Source organism: Enterococcus sp. DIV1083b, assembly GCF_051713705.1.
GTDB classification, from domain to species: Bacteria; Bacillota; Bacilli; order Lactobacillales; family Enterococcaceae; genus Enterococcus_D; species Enterococcus_D casseliflavus.
This window is the reverse complement of record NZ_JBIOQJ010000001.1, coordinates 1,785,471-1,802,171: the sequence shown is the minus strand read 5'-3', so window position 1 is coordinate 1,802,171 and position 16,701 is coordinate 1,785,471. Positions and strand designations below refer to the sequence as shown.

16 protein-coding genes and 1 other RNA gene are annotated in these 16,701 nt (G+C 41.8%); 14 read left to right on the top strand and 3 right to left on the bottom strand.

Going from position 1 to position 16,701, the window contains the following annotated elements; genetic code table 11:
• The first annotated feature begins 43 nt into the window (after nt 1-43).
• The 4 genes from IGI69_RS08325 (at nt 44) to IGI69_RS08310 (ending at nt 4,765) form a co-directional block, all read left to right on the top strand.
• Nucleotides 44-2,095: a glucosaminidase domain-containing protein gene (locus IGI69_RS08325; RefSeq protein WP_438740406.1), complete on the top strand. Its 2,052-nt coding sequence runs from the start codon at nt 44-46 to the stop codon at nt 2,093-2,095.
• An 18-nt stretch (nt 2,096-2,113) separates the two neighbouring features.
• A complete protein-coding gene (gene lepB / locus IGI69_RS08320) occupies nt 2,114-2,593 on the top strand; it encodes a signal peptidase I (protein WP_086295423.1) in 480 nt (159 codons plus the stop codon).
• Nucleotides 2,594-2,714: 121 nt separating this feature from the next.
• Nucleotides 2,715-3,566 (top strand): hypothetical protein, encoded by an 852-nt coding sequence (locus IGI69_RS08315; protein ID WP_438740404.1) that lies wholly within the window; start codon nt 2,715-2,717, stop codon nt 3,564-3,566.
• Nucleotides 3,566-4,765: a hypothetical protein gene (locus IGI69_RS08310; protein ID WP_438740402.1), complete on the top strand. Its 1,200-nt coding sequence runs from the start codon at nt 3,566-3,568 to the stop codon at nt 4,763-4,765. The genes IGI69_RS08315 and IGI69_RS08310 overlap by 1 nt, the downstream gene beginning before the upstream one ends.
• 78 nt (nt 4,766-4,843) lie before the next feature.
• Here IGI69_RS08310 and IGI69_RS08305 read toward each other — a convergent pair whose 3' ends face one another.
• The gene (locus IGI69_RS08305) at nt 4,844-7,165 is read right to left on the bottom strand and encodes a PBP1A family penicillin-binding protein (protein WP_438740400.1); all 2,322 of its coding nucleotides are present in this window, start codon (nt 7,163-7,165) and stop codon (nt 4,844-4,846) included.
• Nucleotide 7,166: 1 nt separating this feature from the next.
• Nucleotides 7,167-7,793, bottom strand: a complete 627-nt coding sequence (gene recU / locus IGI69_RS08300) for a Holliday junction resolvase RecU (protein WP_015509744.1) — start codon at nt 7,791-7,793, stop codon at nt 7,167-7,169.
• A 70-nt stretch (nt 7,794-7,863) separates the two neighbouring features.
• On the opposite strand from recU, the gene IGI69_RS08295 reads away from it, so the two are divergent.
• From IGI69_RS08295 to IGI69_RS08260, 8 genes are all read left to right on the top strand, one after another.
• Nucleotides 7,864-8,409 carry a DUF1273 domain-containing protein gene (locus IGI69_RS08295; protein ID WP_438741508.1) on the top strand — a complete coding sequence of 182 codons (546 nt, stop codon included), beginning with the start codon at nt 7,864-7,866 and terminating at the stop codon, nt 8,407-8,409.
• 71 nt (nt 8,410-8,480) lie between these two features.
• On the top strand, nt 8,481-8,891 hold the full coding sequence (gene gpsB, locus IGI69_RS08290; RefSeq protein ID WP_005226142.1) for a cell division regulator GpsB: 411 nt from the start codon (nt 8,481-8,483) through the stop codon (nt 8,889-8,891).
• Nucleotides 8,892-8,915: 24 nt separating this feature from the next.
• Nucleotides 8,916-9,281: RNase P RNA component class B (gene rnpB / locus IGI69_RS08285), an RNA gene on the top strand.
• Nucleotides 9,282-9,347: 66 nt separating this feature from the next.
• Nucleotides 9,348-10,511 carry a THUMP domain-containing class I SAM-dependent RNA methyltransferase gene (locus IGI69_RS08280; RefSeq protein ID WP_275855108.1) on the top strand — a complete coding sequence of 388 codons (1,164 nt, stop codon included), beginning with the start codon at nt 9,348-9,350 and terminating at the stop codon, nt 10,509-10,511.
• Nucleotides 10,508-12,022, top strand: a complete 1,515-nt coding sequence (locus IGI69_RS08275; protein WP_142964941.1) for a carboxypeptidase M32 — start codon at nt 10,508-10,510, stop codon at nt 12,020-12,022. The genes IGI69_RS08280 and IGI69_RS08275 overlap by 4 nt, the downstream gene beginning before the upstream one ends.
• Before the next feature lie 146 nt (nt 12,023-12,168).
• Nucleotides 12,169-12,828, top strand: coding sequence for an HD domain-containing protein (locus tag IGI69_RS08270; RefSeq protein ID WP_438740397.1), 660 nt, complete (start codon nt 12,169-12,171; stop codon nt 12,826-12,828).
• An 83-nt stretch (nt 12,829-12,911) separates the two neighbouring features.
• Nucleotides 12,912-13,292, top strand: a complete 381-nt coding sequence (locus tag IGI69_RS08265) for a hypothetical protein (protein WP_005226138.1) — start codon at nt 12,912-12,914, stop codon at nt 13,290-13,292.
• Nucleotides 13,289-13,522 carry a hypothetical protein gene (locus IGI69_RS08260; RefSeq protein ID WP_438740395.1) on the top strand — a complete coding sequence of 78 codons (234 nt, stop codon included), beginning with the start codon at nt 13,289-13,291 and terminating at the stop codon, nt 13,520-13,522. The genes IGI69_RS08265 and IGI69_RS08260 overlap by 4 nt, the downstream gene beginning before the upstream one ends.
• Nucleotides 13,523-13,677: 155 nt before the next feature.
• Here the strand turns inward: IGI69_RS08260 and IGI69_RS08255 are convergent, their stop codons facing one another.
• Nucleotides 13,678-14,004, bottom strand: a complete 327-nt coding sequence (locus IGI69_RS08255) for a hypothetical protein (RefSeq protein ID WP_010748384.1) — start codon at nt 14,002-14,004, stop codon at nt 13,678-13,680.
• A 93-nt stretch (nt 14,005-14,097) separates the two neighbouring features.
• Here IGI69_RS08255 and IGI69_RS08250 point away from each other — a divergent pair, with 93 nt between their 5' ends.
• Together IGI69_RS08250 and IGI69_RS08245 are read left to right on the top strand one after the other, a co-directional pair.
• A complete protein-coding gene (locus IGI69_RS08250) occupies nt 14,098-15,261 on the top strand; it encodes a VanZ family protein (protein ID WP_438740393.1) in 1,164 nt (387 codons plus the stop codon).
• Between the two features lie 58 nt (nt 15,262-15,319).
• The gene (locus IGI69_RS08245; RefSeq protein ID WP_005226134.1) at nt 15,320-16,666 is read left to right on the top strand and encodes a DEAD/DEAH box helicase; all 1,347 of its coding nucleotides are present in this window, start codon (nt 15,320-15,322) and stop codon (nt 16,664-16,666) included.
• The last annotated feature ends 35 nt before the right edge of the window (nt 16,667-16,701 follow it).

The window sequence follows — 16,701 nt, the reverse complement described above, 5'->3', positions numbered from 1 at the left end:
TCAAAACCAATGATGCCGGCTGAAACAAGAGAAAGGAAACTGTATGAAGAGTAGAAAAAAGAAGTCATATTTAACATTATTCAGTGCTGGGATTTTAGCAAGCCAACTTTTTGTTTCTCCCGTATTACTGGCGAAAGAAAGCCCTCAGCCTGATAACTATTCAGAAAATACAAATGTCGAACAGCAACTTGATGACCAAGATTCATCGGCAGCAGAAGACCAAGAAAGTCAAGAAGACGTCAGCAAAGAGCAAACGGAGGACTCGACCGAGTTATCCTCCGAATCAAATGAACCGCTTATAGATTCAGAAACAGCAGATACCGTTGTAGAATCTCTTGATTCGTCTGAAGAAGCAGACTCAACACAAACGACCGAGTCAGCGGAAACGACCGAACTAGAGGAATCAGAGTCCAAGGAACCTTCCGAGGAAGAGGAAAAAAAAGATGCTGAAACGGACGATCTAGAAATAGAAACAGAGAACAAGCCAAAAGAGACCGACTTGATTGATGAGTCATTGGCACCAAAAGAAAATGAAATTTCAACTGAGAGCAACGAAAATACTGAAAATGCAAAAAAAGAGGAGCCGAAAACACCTCCGATTATTGCACCTGAGCAAGTAATAAACCCTGTCGTTCAATCACCAGATGCTATTTCTGACTTGAAAAATTCTTTTTATGATGGACGTACTATTGATTTACCAGAGAGTTTTCGGGCAGCAAAGATCGCAGATTCGAATCTGTTAGATTTCACCTTGCCGATATTAGCTGATTATGATGCGCAATGGCAAGCGGCATTCGTCTACGAGATCATCGGACAAATTGGTGAACTAGAAGAACCATTGACGATGGACGAATGGATCAATGAACGGATCAAAGCGGTTATAAATGGGGAAGCTAGCTGGATAGAAAAAGAACAGCAGGTTGAACAATTACAACCGGGGGATCTTTTATATGACGCAAATAAGTTAATCGGTATCTACCTCGCAGATGGTTACCAAGCAAGTTTAGTGACAAATCAAGAAGAGCCAATGAAAACTGCCATCGAAGTTCAGCGGGTTTCTATCGAAGAGCCGCTATCGATCAGACGGCTATCAAATCCTGAATTGGCTACATATGGCGAAAAGCTAGTTGCTGAATATCCAGCCCCTTACGAATTTACAGTGAATCAAAAGACCCAGATGTTTATTGAAACATTGGCACAAGAAGCCCAAAGCTTAGGGCAAGAATACGATGTCTTTGCTTCTGTATTGATCGCGCAAGCGATCCTTGAAAGCGGCAGTGGCGACAGCGGGCTTTCCAGCAGTCCCCATTATAACCTTTTTGGCATCAAAGGCAGTTATCAAGGAAACAGCGTGACTTTACCAACAATGGAAGATAAAGGCAACGGGGAACTTTTCCAAATTCAAGCCGCCTTTCGTTCCTATTCAAGTTATCGAGATTCCATGGCAGATTATGTCAAATTGATTCGCGGAGGAATCACTGGAAATCCAACCTTTTATCAAGACGTGTGGCGCTCTGAATCAAAAAACTATCTTCGGGCAGCAGATGCTTTGACGGGCACTTATGCGACTGATGTTAATTATAGTAAAAAAATCAATTCACTGATTGCGGTCTATGGATTGACGCAATATGACCAAGTGATCGCAACAGAAACAGGCTTGTTTATCCAAGGAAAAGAACAAATTCCAGAAGAGTATCGCTCCCTTATGACATTCCCAGAATACAACGGTCGTGACTACAATCTTTCTGGTTCGTATCCTGTTGGACAATGTACTTGGTATGTGTTCAATCGCGTGAGTCAATTAGGCGGTCAAGTAGATGACTACATGGGAAATGGTGGTCAATGGGGCAATACCGGACGACGTTTAGGTTACAACGTCAGTCAAACGCCTAAAGCAGGCAGTATGATCTCTTTTGCACCTGGAACAGCTGGATCTGATCCTCGTTATGGTCATGTCGCTTTTGTTGAAGCCGTTGGTCCAAATGGTATTTTGGTTTCAGAAGGAAATGTCTATGGTGGAACCACAATCTCTTATCGCGTGATCAGCAATGAATTGGCGCACTCATCAAGTGTTTCATATATTATGCCAAAATAAGGATGGAGGGCTGGCAATATGAGTAAAAGGCATAGACAAATAGGTCTTCCTATCAGTGGTATCTTTTTGATGGTCCTTTTGCTTATTGTGTTTCTTCAGCCGTATCGACTGGCGTTAGTCAGAGGAACATCCATGCTGCCGACGATCGAGGATCGACAAGTTGTGCTGATTCATAAAAAGCGCCAGCCAAATCGCTATCAGCTGATCGCTTTCGAACAGGAAGGAAAATTTTTGATCAAGAGAGTGATTGGTGTGCCGGGGGATTCCTTCGTTCGTACACAGGAGCGTTTGTTGATTGGGGCGGAGGATACTGACTTTGATTTTTCATTTATGATCACTGTGAAGGATGAAGCCGTTGAGGCGTTGCCGATTCGGGGGTACCTCAAAGAAGATGAGTACTTTGTCGTTGGCGATGCACTGCTCACTTCAAGTGATAGTAGAGAATTTGGAATCATTTCAAGTAAAACCTTTTATGGTGTGGTGACCACGTTCTTCTGACACATCAGCTTTTTGAAAGGAAGTTTGCGATGATTCATTTCTTGCAACATATCAACGAGACTAAGTTTGTATCAAAAGGGATGAATAAAACGAATTTTAGTTTTGATGGAAGGAAGAGACTGTGATTTTTATCTATATTGGGATGATACTGCTTGCCATTGGAGCAGGTAGTATCATCGGTTGGCGATTGTATCGAGAATATTTATTAAGAAAAGTTGAAAAGCAGCTGTCGTCAGATGCTTTAGCCAAAAGGAAACTGCGTTTATTTAAGCACAACCTGCGCAGTGGGCACCTGCTAATTGTATTGGGCTGCAGTAGTACCATAATCGTAAGTGTCTTGCTACTAACAGTTTTTCAGCTGACAGGCGACATTCATTTGCAAAAGCTGCAAGAAGAAACCAGTCAATTGAAAGAGGAAGTCTTCGCGCTAAGAACTGAACAAACTGAATGGATGCGTATGCCGATTTTTGCATATCCTGAGAACGGCTTTTCTTTTGAAGCGATTGATTGGGAGCATTTACTCGTCTCCAATGATCGTGAAGCACAGTTCGCAGCTGAATATGAGTTGGCCTATCAGTTATCACCATATCTAGGTCGCACCGTAGCGATGATTTTTGTTGATCAGCCTTTGCAAGAAATCTCGATTGTTCTATCTAGCAAATTACCATCAATTGATGACTTAAACGGATGGGAAGAGAATTTTTCTCGTCTACTCCATGATATGCAGAACGTTCCCCTGATCACCCAAGGAACCTTCTCTGTCCAATTTTCCAAGGATTCTGATCAGTCCTTTGAGCAGACGATCATTCGTGACGAGAATGGGGTCTGGACCCTTTTAGAACGCAGATTCCCAAACACTGATGCTCAAGAAGTAGCCAACAACGAGAGGAGCGAGAGCATATCGTCTACTCCTCAAACGGATCAAAGTGAAACGATCAATACAAATGAACAAAAAGGCAGTGTGAAAAATTAATGATGAAAAAGAAAAACAAAGGTTGGTTTTCTGCCCAAAAGCTAATGGATGAAGTGAATCAATTATCCATAGAAGAGCTGAATGAATTTGAGGAGACAAATCAAGAAGAGGGAATCGTTGAGGATCAAGGGTCCGCAAAGGCTACCCCTGAAAAAAATGAGGACGAGACCAATCGACCAGCAGACAATGAACTCCCTAAAACCCAGAAAGAAGCAGTAAAACCTGTCGCACAAACTTTCGCAAAACCGATTTCTCACCAAAGAGTGGCTGGAGATCAGCAGAAAGAGCAAAGTGTCAAAAAGATAGCAGTGCAGCAAAAGTCCTCTGGCAACCGTGATAGCTACGCCAAGGAAAGTCAACTCGTTGAAGATAAAGGAGAACGTATGGAGAAAGAATTGAGTACAAACCAGACAAATAAGCAAGAGTCAAAAGAACAAGAAAAGGATCATATGATTGAAAATTTATCTTTTGAAATCAAAGAATTGATTTTAGAAAATGAGCAACTACAGGAAGAAAAAAATCAGTTAAAAAAACAGCAGAAGGTAGTGGCTCAACAAGAAGCAGAGGCAAAAGAATTAAAAGCTTCGCTAGTAGAAGCGAATAAGAAAGTCAAAGACCTAGAAGAGCAGCTTGCAAAAGTAGATACAGAAAAACTTGAAGCAAAAATCCAGCAATTAGAAGCCAAGTTAGCTGTTCAGCAAGAAAAAGAGCAACAAGAGCAACAAACTTACGAAAATGAACGCGCTGAATGGACCTTGAAGCGGCAAGAAATCCAGCAGCTGCAAGAGGTAATTGCTGATTTGAAACAGCAATTGGCAGAAAAAGAAGAGCTTGCTGCAAATGTATCAGCTAGCGAATCAAATGAAGAAGTCGCAGAGCTTCAGGCGACAATCGAAGCATTAAGGGAAGAAAATGCAGCCCTACAAATCGAAAACGAGCAGTTCCAAACAGAAATCAGTGAGGTCTTAGTCTTTGCTAGAAGAAAAGCGAATCGCACGATTCAAGAAGCGAAAATCGAATCTGAACGAATGATCCGTACAACAGAAATGCGGATCGATGGGATTCATGATCGTGCCAAAGAGATTCTTTTTGAAGTGAACGAGACGAAAGAAAATGTGATTCATTTATTTGACGATCTGCATAATCAAGTTTATCAGCTTTCCGATAAAAAATTGCTGTTTGAAGAGCTTGAAAAGTAAGCTTCTACATTTATATGGCAGGAATTAAAAAAAACAGTAGATCAGATTTTGATCTACTGTTTTTTTTGCGATTCTCCATTATTCGACACTACCATCGTTTGGTTCCGGCGGGTCCGGTGGTGAGGAAGGATTATCCTCACTGCTGGAAGGTGTTGTTGAACCGGGATCCTGACTAGAAGCAGGAGGCGTAACGACCGAAGATGAATCATCCTCATCAGGTGTTGTCACTGGTGGTGTCACTACACTTGATGATTCTGTTGTACTTGATGGCGTTGATTCGCTACTTTCTGTAGAAGGTGTCGTTGGTTCAACGTAGGAACTGCTGCTGGAAGAGCTTGGTGCTGAATAGCTTGGTTGCGTGTATGTCCCTTCAAGATAAAGCTCTCTTCCGATCCGTGTCAGTCCATCTGGCATTGTCCAGTCCGTATTTTCTACGGATGCTGAAACATAACGCATCAATTCTCGATAAACATCAGAAGCCACATGGGTGCTGCTATCAGTGATTGGTGTCATCTTATCATTATAGCCAGTCCAAACAGCTAATGAATAGGATGGGGTATAGCCGGCGAAAGTGATATCCGGATAAGCACCGTTTGATGTATCTAGTTGTGCTAGCTGGTCATCGGTGTAATTGGACGTTCCCGTTTTCCCTGCTTGGTATAAACCATCGATTTGCGCATTGGTCCCAGTACCGACAGAAATAACATCTTTCAAGATATCGGTCACCATGTAAGCCGTCGTATCATCCATTGCTTCTTGACCAGAAACTTTAAAGGAATCTTCGTCTTCTGTGCCATCTTGCATGACGATCTTATTGACGTACTGTGGTTCGTAATAGGTACCACCATTTGAAAACGCAGCATAAGCAGCGGCCATTTTCAGGCTGGAGATCCCATATTTTGTGCCATCTAATTTATCCGTATTGCTCGAAATTGCATTAGATTGAGTAATCGTGTGGTATTCGATACCTAAACCGCTAAGAAAGTCTGCGATATTGTCCGCGCCGACTTCATCAAACAGCTTCACTGCCGGCACATTTCTAGACTCTGCTAGAGCGGTCCGCAAGGTGATATTGCCCATGTATTGGCGATCCCAGTTGTAAACAGGAATATTCGTCCCTTTATACGTGTAAGGTTCATCTAAAATCATTCTACCCGTGGAATCTTGTAGAAATTGAAAGGCAGGGCCATAGTCTGTGATTGGTTTGACGGTCGAACCAAAGTCTCGTGCGACATTGACAGCCAGGTTATTTGCTAGAACATCATCAACATTACGGGCACCGATCTGAGCGGTCACCTTGCCTGTGTTAACATCAACTAAGGTAGCGGCAACTTGCATCTTGTCATCTGGGTAATCAACGTAGTCGTCACTGTTGACGATGTCATATAATCGTTTTTGTGCATCGATATCGACATTAGTATAAATATCTAAGCCGTCAGTATACACATCTTTCCCAGTTTTTTCTTTGACTTCAGCGATCACTTCGTTAAAGTAGTTGTCAAAGTATTTCCACTCTTGGTTTTCACGGGGATTGTCTTGCAAGCCTTCTTGAATATCCTCGGCAACGGCTGTATCATATTCCGCTTGCGTGATTTTCTCGTTTTCAAGCATTGCGCCTAAAACCACATCTCGACGACTTTTCGCATTATCAGGATGAGCGAAAGGATCAAACGCAGAAGGGGCATTTGGTAAACCAGCAATCAAAGCGGTTTGGGCAAGGTCTAGTTCAGCTAACGGCTTGCCGTAAAACTTCATTGCGGCCGTTTGCATCCCATATACACCATTGGACATATATACTTTATTGATGTAGTAAGTGAGGATCTCTTGTTTTGATTTCATTTGTTCAAGACGAACCGCCATCCATGCTTCTTGTGCTTTACGACGTAATGTTTGGTCTTCAGCGCTGGTAGAAAAGAAGGATAGCTTGATCAATTGCTGTGTCAACGTACTTCCGCCTTGCATACCGCCGGTTGTGGCATTGGATAATGCGGAACCGACGATCCGAATCGGATCGACTCCGATATGCTGGTAGAAGCGGCGATCTTCGACAGAGACGATCGCGTCTTCCAGCAGTTGAGGAATCTCACTTGCTGTAATTTTTTCTCTGGTTTCACTACCGAATTCAGTGATCAATTCGCCATTTGACGCATAGAAACGAGAAGAAACCGTTGAATCCAAACGTGTTTCATCAAGTGCAGGCGCATCTTTGGCATACCACCAGAATAGCCCCATCCCGGATAGAATCCCGATACAGCCTAAGAAAAACAGCCCCATAAATACTTTTAAAAGAATACTCCCAATGCTTCGTTTGCCTTTTGCCTTAGGAGGCTTTGGTGCTTTTTTAGCTGTACCTTTCTTAGAATCATGCCGAGAGGTCCTCGATTGTGATCCATTTGCCATACTAATCATTCTCCTTCATCGTTAAAAATTGATCAACTGCTTTTAAATAGGGAATACGCGGCGCAATTGAAGGGATGATTTCAATCCCATTCGTTTCAATATAGGCCAGTGTCATTGATTTTTTTCCCGTTTCTTTTTGCAGGTGCCATTGAGAAACTAAGCACTTGCTATCGAGAAAAAAGCAGCGTTGTAGACTAGAAAACCATAAAAGAACAAAACATAAACCCGCTTGTTCCAAACAGTCTTCCATATGCTTGATTTGGTGTGGATGAAAATTTTTAAAGGGAAATGACGTTTTGTTTTGAGTCTCTTTCGCTTCAAAGTCGATATATTGCCCTTGATAAACCCCATTGTAATCAGTGGTGGATGCCTCACGGAAATAGGCTTCTTTGATTACGGCGGCGCTTCTTCTTGGATAATCTACTTTCACGATTTGAATTGGTGTCGGTTTCTTATGAATGACAGCAAGTTTCCGATTCAAATAATAAAGGTTGCTTTCATTGATCGCTTCTTCAAAACGCATCCCACGATTGGCATACGTTTTTGGCTTTATTAGTTTCTCTTGCATTTTTTGTTTTTTGCCGTCATCATAGGTAGTAGATTGTCCATTCGGGTAACGAATAACCATGTTGTTCACACTCCTAGGCAACATTATACCAAAAAGTCGTTTGGAAAGAAAAGAGATGACCAGAGAAACAATGAAAACCTTATACTTTACTGGCTATCGTAATTATGAATTAGGTGTCTTTCAAGCAAAAGATCCCAAGATTGCAGTTATTAAGAAAGTAATAATGTCGACTTTGACCAATTATGTCGAAGAAGGGTTAGAATGGCTCTTGATCAGCGGGAATCTTGGCGCGGAGCTGTGGTGTGCCGAAGCCGTTGAACAGTTAAAACAGACATACCCAGAACTGAAACTAGGAATTATTTTTCCTTTTGAAGGATTTGGTAAAAATTGGAACGAAACAAATCAGCAGGCACTGCAAACAGCGAAGTCATTTGCCGATTATGTCAATGCCACCAGCCATAAGCCTTACCAAGACCCCAGTCAATTAAGAAATCACACGGCATTTTTACTTGAGCATACCGAAGGCGCACTTGTGTTATATGATGACGAATTTCCAGGAAAACCTAATTATTTCTTAAGAGATGCCAAAGCTTATAGTGAGCAAAATCCCTACTTTATTCATCAAATAACAATGGATGACTTACAAAACGCAACATTTGATAGTAATTTACTTTGATTTTCGTATATTTTTTGATAGAATGGTCTAGAAAGTGAAAACCATTTGGAATAAACAATGAGGTGTAAATAATGGCAAATTTAATTTATAGTCCAAAAGATATTCTGCAACAAGAATTCAAAACAAAAATGCGCGGGTATGATCCAGTTGAAGTGGATGAGTTTTTAGATAATATCATTAAAGACTACGAAAGCTACAATAAAGAGATCTTAGCCCTGCAAGAAGAAAATGATCGTCTGACAGCGAAAATCGATCAATTGTCGAAAAACCAAGCGATCGCTTCTCGTGTTCAACAAGAAGCGCCGAAAAGCCAAACCGTTACAAACTTTGATATTTTGAAACGTTTGTCTAATCTTGAAAAAGAAGTGTTTGGCAAAAAGCTTGATCGTGAATCAGAACCTGTCACTCGTTCTTCTTCCTACAACAGCAACTATACAAATGCTGATTTTGAAGATGACAACGAAAAAACCCGTCAATTCTAATCTATTTTAGAAAAGATAGTTGTGGTTTTCGGGTAATTGCGGCATAACTCGATTATGCTGAGGAAAGTCCATGCTCGCACAAGCTGAGATGCTTGTAGTGTTCGTGCCTAGCGAAACCATAAGCTAGGGTACTTGAGAAAGTAACGGCAGGAAAAATGGCTAAGGTGTAAGCTATGCCAAAGTATCCTTGAAAGTGCCACAGTGACGAAGCAAGCCGGGAAACCGTCTTGGTGGAACGCGGTAAACCCCTCGAGCGAGCAACCCAAACAATGGTAGGGGCACTTTTTGCACGGAAATGAACGGAGCAAGAAGGCAAGTAATTGCAGATAGATAATTACCCAGTGTTTTCTTCTCCCTGAGGAAAATACGGACAAAACATGGCTTATAGAAAATCACAACCTATCAGGGAATCCTTCCAGCAACGGAAGGTTTTTTTATACCAAGAAGGAGAGCGTTATGACTGAAAAAACATTTAATTGTATTGCCACCGCTGCGAGCGGTTTAGAAGCACTAGTGGGCAAAGAATTACGGGATTTAGGGATCGAGTGTGAGGTTGAAAACGGCCGAGCGCGCTTTAAAGGGACGATGGAGACCATTGCTACCGCGAACTTGTGGCTCCGTACAGCGGACCGTATCAAAATTGTCGTCGGGGAATTTGACGTATTGACTTTCGATCAGCTGTTTGAAGAAGTTAAAGCGTTACCGTGGGAAGACTTTTTACCGTTAGACGCTGAATTTCCAGTAGCCGGAAAATCAATCAAATCAAAATTGTATAGTGTACCTGACTGCCAAGCGATTACCAAAAAAGCAATCGTCAATCGCTTAAGAGAAGTATATCATCGTCCGGCAAGTGTGCCGCTGACTGAAACGGGCGCTTTTTTCCAATTAGAAGTCGCTTTATTGAAAGACCATGCGATGATCACATTGGATACGACTGGCCCTAGTTTGTTTAAACGTGGCTATCGTTTAGAAAAAGGAGGCGCCCCTCTGAAAGAAAACATGGCTGCGGCTTTAGTGATGCTGACAAATTGGTACAAAGACAAGCCGTTTGTCGATCCCGTTTGTGGATCAGGCACATTGTGCATTGAAGCAGCGTTGATCGGCCATAATATCGCCCCTGGATTTAATCGGGAATTTGTTTGCGAAACGTGGGATTGGTTCCCAGCAGAAGTATTTGAAAAAGTACGGAAAGAAGCAGATGAAGCAGCAGATTATGATGTCGAATTAGATATTACCGGTTCGGATATCAATGGTCGAATGATTGAGATCGCCCGCCGGAATGCGGAAGAAATCGGTCTAGGAGACTCGATCACCTTCAAACAACAAGCTGTTAAAGACTTTAAAACAGAAAAAGAGTATGGTGTCGTTGTGGCTAACCCTCCTTATGGCGAACGCTTAGGAGAAGAAGAGACTGTTCAGCGACTGTATCAAGAAATGGGCCAAGTGTTTCGACCGCTTAAAACCTGGAGCAAGTACTTTTTGACCAGTGACTTGACTTTTGAGACCCATTACGGCGAAAAAGCGACAAAAAAACGCAAATTATATAACGGTGCGATTCGTACCGATCTCTTCCAATACTGGGGACAACGTCCGCCACGCAAAAAGGAGTCTGCTGAATGAAAGAACAAGAATTTCTGAAAGAATTAAAAGAAATCGATCTATTACAACAAGCAATGGGGATCTTAGGCTGGGATAATCAAACAGGGATGCCAGAAAAAGCCAGTGATTACCGTGCGGAAGTTGACAGCTATTTATATGGTCTATACTTTGACAAAAAAGTGGGGGAACCAATCCAAGAAGCAATCAGCTATTTCGGAAAACACCCAGATGAATTATCAGAAGTAGGGAAAGCGGCGTATCAATTAGTCAAAGAAGAATATGAATTGCAAAAAGATGTGCCCAATGAGTTGGCGATGGCGGCTTCCGCAGCTACGTCAAAAGCACATACTGCTTGGCTAAAAGCCCGTAAAGAAAAAGATTTTTCTTTATTTAAAGATGCTCTTTCTGAAAACATTCGCTTAACGAAAGAATTGATTCCTTATTGGAAGAAAAATGAGCTGACGAACTATGACGTCTTATTAAATCAATACGAACCGAATATGACGGTTGAGATCTTGGATAACGTATTCTCACAAGTGAGAGATGGTATCATGGATATTCGTCGTCAATTGGCTGAAAAAGGAACAGCGCCAGACACTTCGATCCTTTCACGTAAGATGACTGAAGCGCAGCAACGTAAATTTATCTCAAAAGTGATTGCTGACTTAGGCTATGACTTTTCTCGCGGCCGTTTGGATAATACGGTCCACCCATTTGCAACGGGGATCAACCACAATGATGTACGGTTGACCACACGCTGGAGCGAAAATGACTTTTCGATGGGACTGTTCGGTGTGATTCATGAAGCCGGTCACGGGATGTATGAGCAAAACATCGATGAGAAATACGAAGGCACGCCCGTTCATGAAGGGGCGTCTATGGGGATCCACGAATCCCAATCGCTGTTTAATGAAATCATTATCGGCAGCAACCGCAATTTCTGGGCAAAGCAATACCCATTTTTCCAAGAATGTGCGGAAGGCACGTTTGATGATGTGTCTTTTGACACTTTCTATGACTCTTTGAAGCATTCGAAAGCTAGCTTGATTCGTATTGAAGCCGATAGTCTGACATATGTCATCCATATCATTATTCGTTACGAGATCGAAAAAATGATCTTTAACGAAACCGTATCGATCGATGAACTGCCAAAAATCTGGAATGACAAATATGAGGAATATTTAGGGATTCGTCCAGAAAATGATCTGGAAGGGATCTTACAAGACGTTCATTGGTCTGGTTCAAGCTTCGGGTATTTCCCATCCTATGCTCTAGGATATATGTATGCAGCACAATTACTCCACGCCATGGAAAAAGAAATCAATGTCGATGAAGTGTTGGCTTCGGATGATTATTCACCGATTCGTAAATGGCTGACTGAAAATATTCATCAATATGGCGCATCCAAGAAACCAAATGAATTGATTTTAGATGCAACGGATGAATTATTGAATCCTCAATATCTATTAGACTATTTACGCAAGATCTATTTTAGTGTCTATAAAATCAGCGAGACGCAAGATTTCGCTTAAAAGTAACGAGTGGAAAGAAGCTTCGCAAGACGTTGCCGCCCCAATTATTTCATGGGGTGCTCGTCTTGTTGAACTTCTTTTCCTTTTGTATCAATCACCATCGAAAAAAGAAGGCTAGCTGCTTTCATATCGAAAGAAGGAAAAAAATGAAGGAAGAAAACAATGTTGCCGATCTTAGTAAAGTAATTGCTTATGCCGAAAGTATTCTGGGGAATGATTACACAGGACATGGGTTTGATCATGTCAAACGAGTGGCTGGGTTAAGTCAAGCCATCATTGATGCCGACGAATTGGCAGTTGATCGCTTTGTCGTACAGGCGGCAGCCTATCTCCATGATACCGTGGATGACAAAGTTGTGGCGGATGTCACAGCGGCGTATAACGAAGTGCGGATTTGTTTGACCGCAGCGGGAGCCAATGAAGCACAAACGAAAGAAATCTTTTCTATTATCGAGAATCTGTCTTTTTCAAAAGAACTTTTACAAGGCGCGCAAGTTGTCTCAGTAGAAGGCCGCGTCGTTCGTGATGCAGATCGTCTTGATGCTTTAGGTGCGATCGGTATTTTACGGACGAGCTATTTTGGTGGCAGTCATCAACACCCGATCCATGTCAGTGACTTAGCCCCAAAGACGTTTCAAAATCATGAGGATTACCGAAAAGGGACGACGGTGATCAATCATTTTTATGAGAAACTATTTTTGCTTCCTGAGAAGATGACCACGGATTATGGCAAAAAAGAAGCCCAGCGACGCGTAGCTTTCATGAAGGATTTTTTAGAAGAATTCTATGCAGAATGGGATGTCTAACTTTGTTTAGAGTTTTTTAAACTGAAATTCGATTATTTCCTTTTTCCTCCATTGTTCTTTATAATAGTAAGTACAAAGGAGGGATGGAAATGTACTACCAACAGGCATTACAACCGAATGAACTATTGCCAGCGATTTCCAATTCAGGGGAATGCTTTTTTGTCATTCGGGCTGAGCTACCCATCCGGCAATATCAAATCGCAGTCTATCTTTACGACGATCAATTCTTTTTGTTGCAAGATGATCGCTTGTTTGATCAAATCGACCAAATCTCTAGTGAAACATTAGGGGATGAAGAAGAGATTTTACCATTTATCGAAGAAGCGCTGGAAGAAAACCATTATTTATTAGTGGAAAAAGCGTTTATTCGTTTAGATCTATCTACTTTACAAAAGATGACCGATCTTACTAGTTTCGATATCTTGTTTTATGAATTTTTTGACTCATGGGGGGAAGAAGGATGAAACGGACTGAATACGTAACGCTACAAGACCAAACATTGATTGATCTATTCCAGCAGTTAGGAGAGGATGTTTCGAACCTCGAGCTGATCGATGAAGAAAAGAATATCGATGTGGTGGTTGTGTCAAATAGTGACTGGCAATATTTATTGGAACAAGTCAATGATGATGTGAAAGAATCTTTTGCTGATACGTCAGAGACAGAGCTGGATGAAGAACTAGCCGACGAATAAACCTTTTTGGGTTGATAAACTGTTTTACTACGAAAGTGGCGGATGGATCTTTAGAAGGGGTCTAGCAATCTAGGCAGCTTACCAAAAAAATACGAAGCGATCTCATTTCCCGTCAAGAGGAGCAAGATCAATTCGTATTTCTAGGTAGGTTGCTTTTATTTTGTCCGCAGACGAACGTTTTTGACTTTTAAATAGCCGCGAATCAAGTTGACAATCAGTAAAAGAATGCCCACAATCAATGGAATCGCTAATAGGTAAGGCGAGTAAAGGTGGGTTTCTTGCACGTGTTCAAGAGATGTTTTCTCCACTTCATTGATGGCTTGTTGAATGACTTGTAAACTAAATCCTGTCAGAAAACCAGCAATGATGAAAAGGACAAATCCTAAGTAGGGTATATCGGAAGACCGGCGAAAAAGAGCAAAAGCTGCATATAAAACCAAAAGGAATGCCGGTACGCCAAAGGCAAAATAGGGATTTAACATGGTTTTTTAACCTCCTTTTCTTTTATGATACTCCAAAATTTACGTTTTGGGAAATAGCGTGTAAGATAAAAAGAAAACGTGAAGGAGTTCTTTATGTCCGCTTATATTACCCCAATAAAGGTTGCCTTGCTGGTTTTTCCTTTCCTAGCATTGGCGATATCAATGATTTTTTTTGTTATCCAATATCGAAAATACGGTCGTTTTATCTTGTCACGCGCACTGGTTCTGTATTCATTTGTCTTCTATTTATTGTGCGCCTATTTCTTAGTTATCCTACCATTGCCCTCGATCGAAGAGGTAGCGCAGATGACTGGTCCTAAGATGGAATTGCAGTTAGGGGCATCGTGGCAACATTTTGTCCAACAGACCGTCTTAAACATTCACGATCCGCAAACCTATCTTCCCGCTATGAAGCAGGGGGTCTTCCTTGAGCCACTCTTTAATTTATTGTTGACCTTACCATTTGGGGTCTATTTGCGTTATTACTTCAAATGTTCCTTTTTAAAAACACTCGTTATTACGTTTTGCCTGACGTTGTTTTTTGAATTAACGCAGTTGACGGGACTGTATTTTATTTATCCTCGTCCGTATCGCTTATTCGATGTCAATGATCTCTTTGTCAATACAGTTGGAGGGCTTGTGGGCTGGACGATCGCCCCACTTTTTACGTTCTTATTGCCATCAAGGGCAGAGATGGATGCCGATTCTTACGCCAAAGGCACTCGGGTGACTGTGACACGAAGGGTGTTTGCTTGGTTGATCGACTGGGGAATACTGAATGTGGTCAGTTTTATTGTGGTGATCGCTGTTCGTTTGCTCACTCAACAGACGGTACGGGACTTTAGTGGGGACTATTGGTACTTTGCTCTTGAAGTGTTGCTGTACTTTGTGTTGTTGGCTTACCTTGCCAAAGGACAAACGATTGGAAAAAAACTCGTACGAATCAAAATCATGCAAGAAGGCCGTGAGCGTGTCAGCTTGGGGGCTTTATTGAAACGCTATGGTTTGTTTTATCTGATTTATGCCAGCATCAGTCGGGTCAATATCTTTTTCGCACCGTTTCTTGAGTCCAACAATCTGCTGCTTTTAGTCGTTAGTTTGTTGATGGTAGTTATTTTGGGGTTGATCCAGTTTGGTTTTTACTTGAATCTCTTGTGGGCAGCAATAAAAAAAGAAAGCCGCTTTTTCTATGAACGCCGCAGTGCAACGTATACTATCAGTACGATCGATCCTCAATCGATTACAAAAGAAAGTTAGGAAAACAAGGCAACATATGCTATAATCCAAAGGATGCTAAAAGAAAGAAGGTGTTTGAATGTCTTTTGAGTCATTTAAATTTCAACCATTTATTTATGAAGCACTTGCTGATAAAAAGTTCTCTAAACCAACAGAAGTGCAAGAAAAACTGATACCTGTTATCCAAAAAGGACGCAGTGTTGTAGGGCAATCACAGACCGGAAGTGGTAAGACCCACACATTTTTACTGCCGTTGATGGATAAAATCGATGCCGAAAAAGATGAAGTGCAAGTAGTGATCACTGCACCGAGTCGTGAATTAGCCACGCAAATCTATCACGCCGCAAAACAAATCGGCGGATTTCATGATCCTGAAATTCGAGTGTCAAATTTCGTCGGAGGAACGGATAAGCAACGTCAATTAAGCCGTCTGCAAAATCAACAGCCCCATGTCGTGATTGGGACACCTGGTCGCATCTTGGATATGATCAACGAACAAGCGTTAGGGGTTCACACTGCCAATGTATTTGTCGTGGATGAAGCAGACATGACCTTGGATATGGGCTTTTTGGAAGAAGTCGATCAAATTGCGGGGCGTTTGCCTGAGAAACTACAAATGCTGGTTTTCTCCGCAACGATTCCAGAGAAATTGCGCCCATTCTTGAAAAAATACATGGCCAATCCATTGATCGAAGAAATCAAATCGAAAGCAGTCATCTCTGATACGATCGAGAATTGGTTGATTTCTACCAAAGGGAAAAATACCAATAAATTGATCTATCAATTATTGACTACAGGCCATCCCTATCTTGCCATCGTTTTTGCCAACACGAAGAGCCGTGTGGATGAAATTACGGATTACTTAAAGGAACAAGGCTTAAAAGTAGCGAAGATCCACGGCGACATCAGTCCTCGTGAAAGAAAACGGATCATGCGCCAAGTGCAAAATTTGGACTACCAATATGTTGTCGCAACAGATTTAGCTGCGCGAGGAATTGATATTGAAGGGGTTTCTCATGTCATCAATGCTGAGATTCCAGCTGATTTGGATTTCTTTATCCACCGTGTTGGTCGGACCGGTCGAAACCAAATGGATGGGACCGCGATCACTTTATATGATCCAAGCGATGAAGGGGCAATCCAAGCCATCGAAGATCTAGGGGTTGTTTTCCAACCGAAGGAAATCAAAAATGGCGAGATCGTTGCGACTTACGATCGGAATCGTCGGCAAAAGCGGGAAAAATCTCGTGACGAATTAGACCCAACCTTGATTGGCTTAGTCAAGAAAAAGAAGAAAAAAATCAAGCCTGGCTACAAGAAAAAAATTCAATGGGCCGTTGATAAGAAGAACAAAGAAAAACGGAAGATCGAACGTCGTCAAACGACTCGAACCGCCCGCAAAAACAAGAAAAATTCGAATAGCTAATGCTTACCAAAACAGCAGTCAAGGAAGAGAACTAC

Excerpts from the sequence above, each read along its gene's own strand:
- IGI69_RS08295 (WP_438741508.1), top strand. The coding sequence starts at position 7,864 with ATGAAAACCTTATACTTTACTGGCTATCGTAATTATGAATTAGGTGTC.
- IGI69_RS08265 (WP_005226138.1), top strand. The coding sequence starts at position 12,912 with ATGGAAATGTACTACCAACAGGCATTACAACCGAATGAACTATTGCCA.
- IGI69_RS08270 (WP_438740397.1), top strand. The coding sequence starts at position 12,169 with ATGAAGGAAGAAAACAATGTTGCCGATCTTAGTAAAGTAATTGCTTAT.
- IGI69_RS08250 (WP_438740393.1), top strand. The coding sequence starts at position 14,098 with ATGTCCGCTTATATTACCCCAATAAAGGTTGCCTTGCTGGTTTTTCCT.
- IGI69_RS08280 (WP_275855108.1), top strand. The coding sequence starts at position 9,348 with ATGACTGAAAAAACATTTAATTGTATTGCCACCGCTGCGAGCGGTTTA.
- IGI69_RS08325 (WP_438740406.1), top strand. The coding sequence starts at position 44 with ATGAAGAGTAGAAAAAAGAAGTCATATTTAACATTATTCAGTGCTGGG.
- IGI69_RS08245 (WP_005226134.1), top strand. The coding sequence starts at position 15,320 with ATGTCTTTTGAGTCATTTAAATTTCAACCATTTATTTATGAAGCACTT.
- IGI69_RS08275 (WP_142964941.1), top strand. The coding sequence starts at position 10,508 with ATGAAAGAACAAGAATTTCTGAAAGAATTAAAAGAAATCGATCTATTA.
- IGI69_RS08255 (WP_010748384.1), bottom strand. The coding sequence starts at position 14,004 with ATGTTAAATCCCTATTTTGCCTTTGGCGTACCGGCATTCCTTTTGGTT.
- lepB (WP_086295423.1), top strand. The coding sequence starts at position 2,114 with ATGAGTAAAAGGCATAGACAAATAGGTCTTCCTATCAGTGGTATCTTT.
- IGI69_RS08260 (WP_438740395.1), top strand. The coding sequence starts at position 13,289 with ATGAAACGGACTGAATACGTAACGCTACAAGACCAAACATTGATTGAT.
- IGI69_RS08310 (WP_438740402.1), top strand. The coding sequence starts at position 3,566 with ATGATGAAAAAGAAAAACAAAGGTTGGTTTTCTGCCCAAAAGCTAATG.
- IGI69_RS08305 (WP_438740400.1), bottom strand. The coding sequence starts at position 7,165 with ATGGCAAATGGATCACAATCGAGGACCTCTCGGCATGATTCTAAGAAA.
- gpsB (WP_005226142.1), top strand. The coding sequence starts at position 8,481 with ATGGCAAATTTAATTTATAGTCCAAAAGATATTCTGCAACAAGAATTC.
- recU (WP_015509744.1), bottom strand. The coding sequence starts at position 7,793 with ATGGTTATTCGTTACCCGAATGGACAATCTACTACCTATGATGACGGC.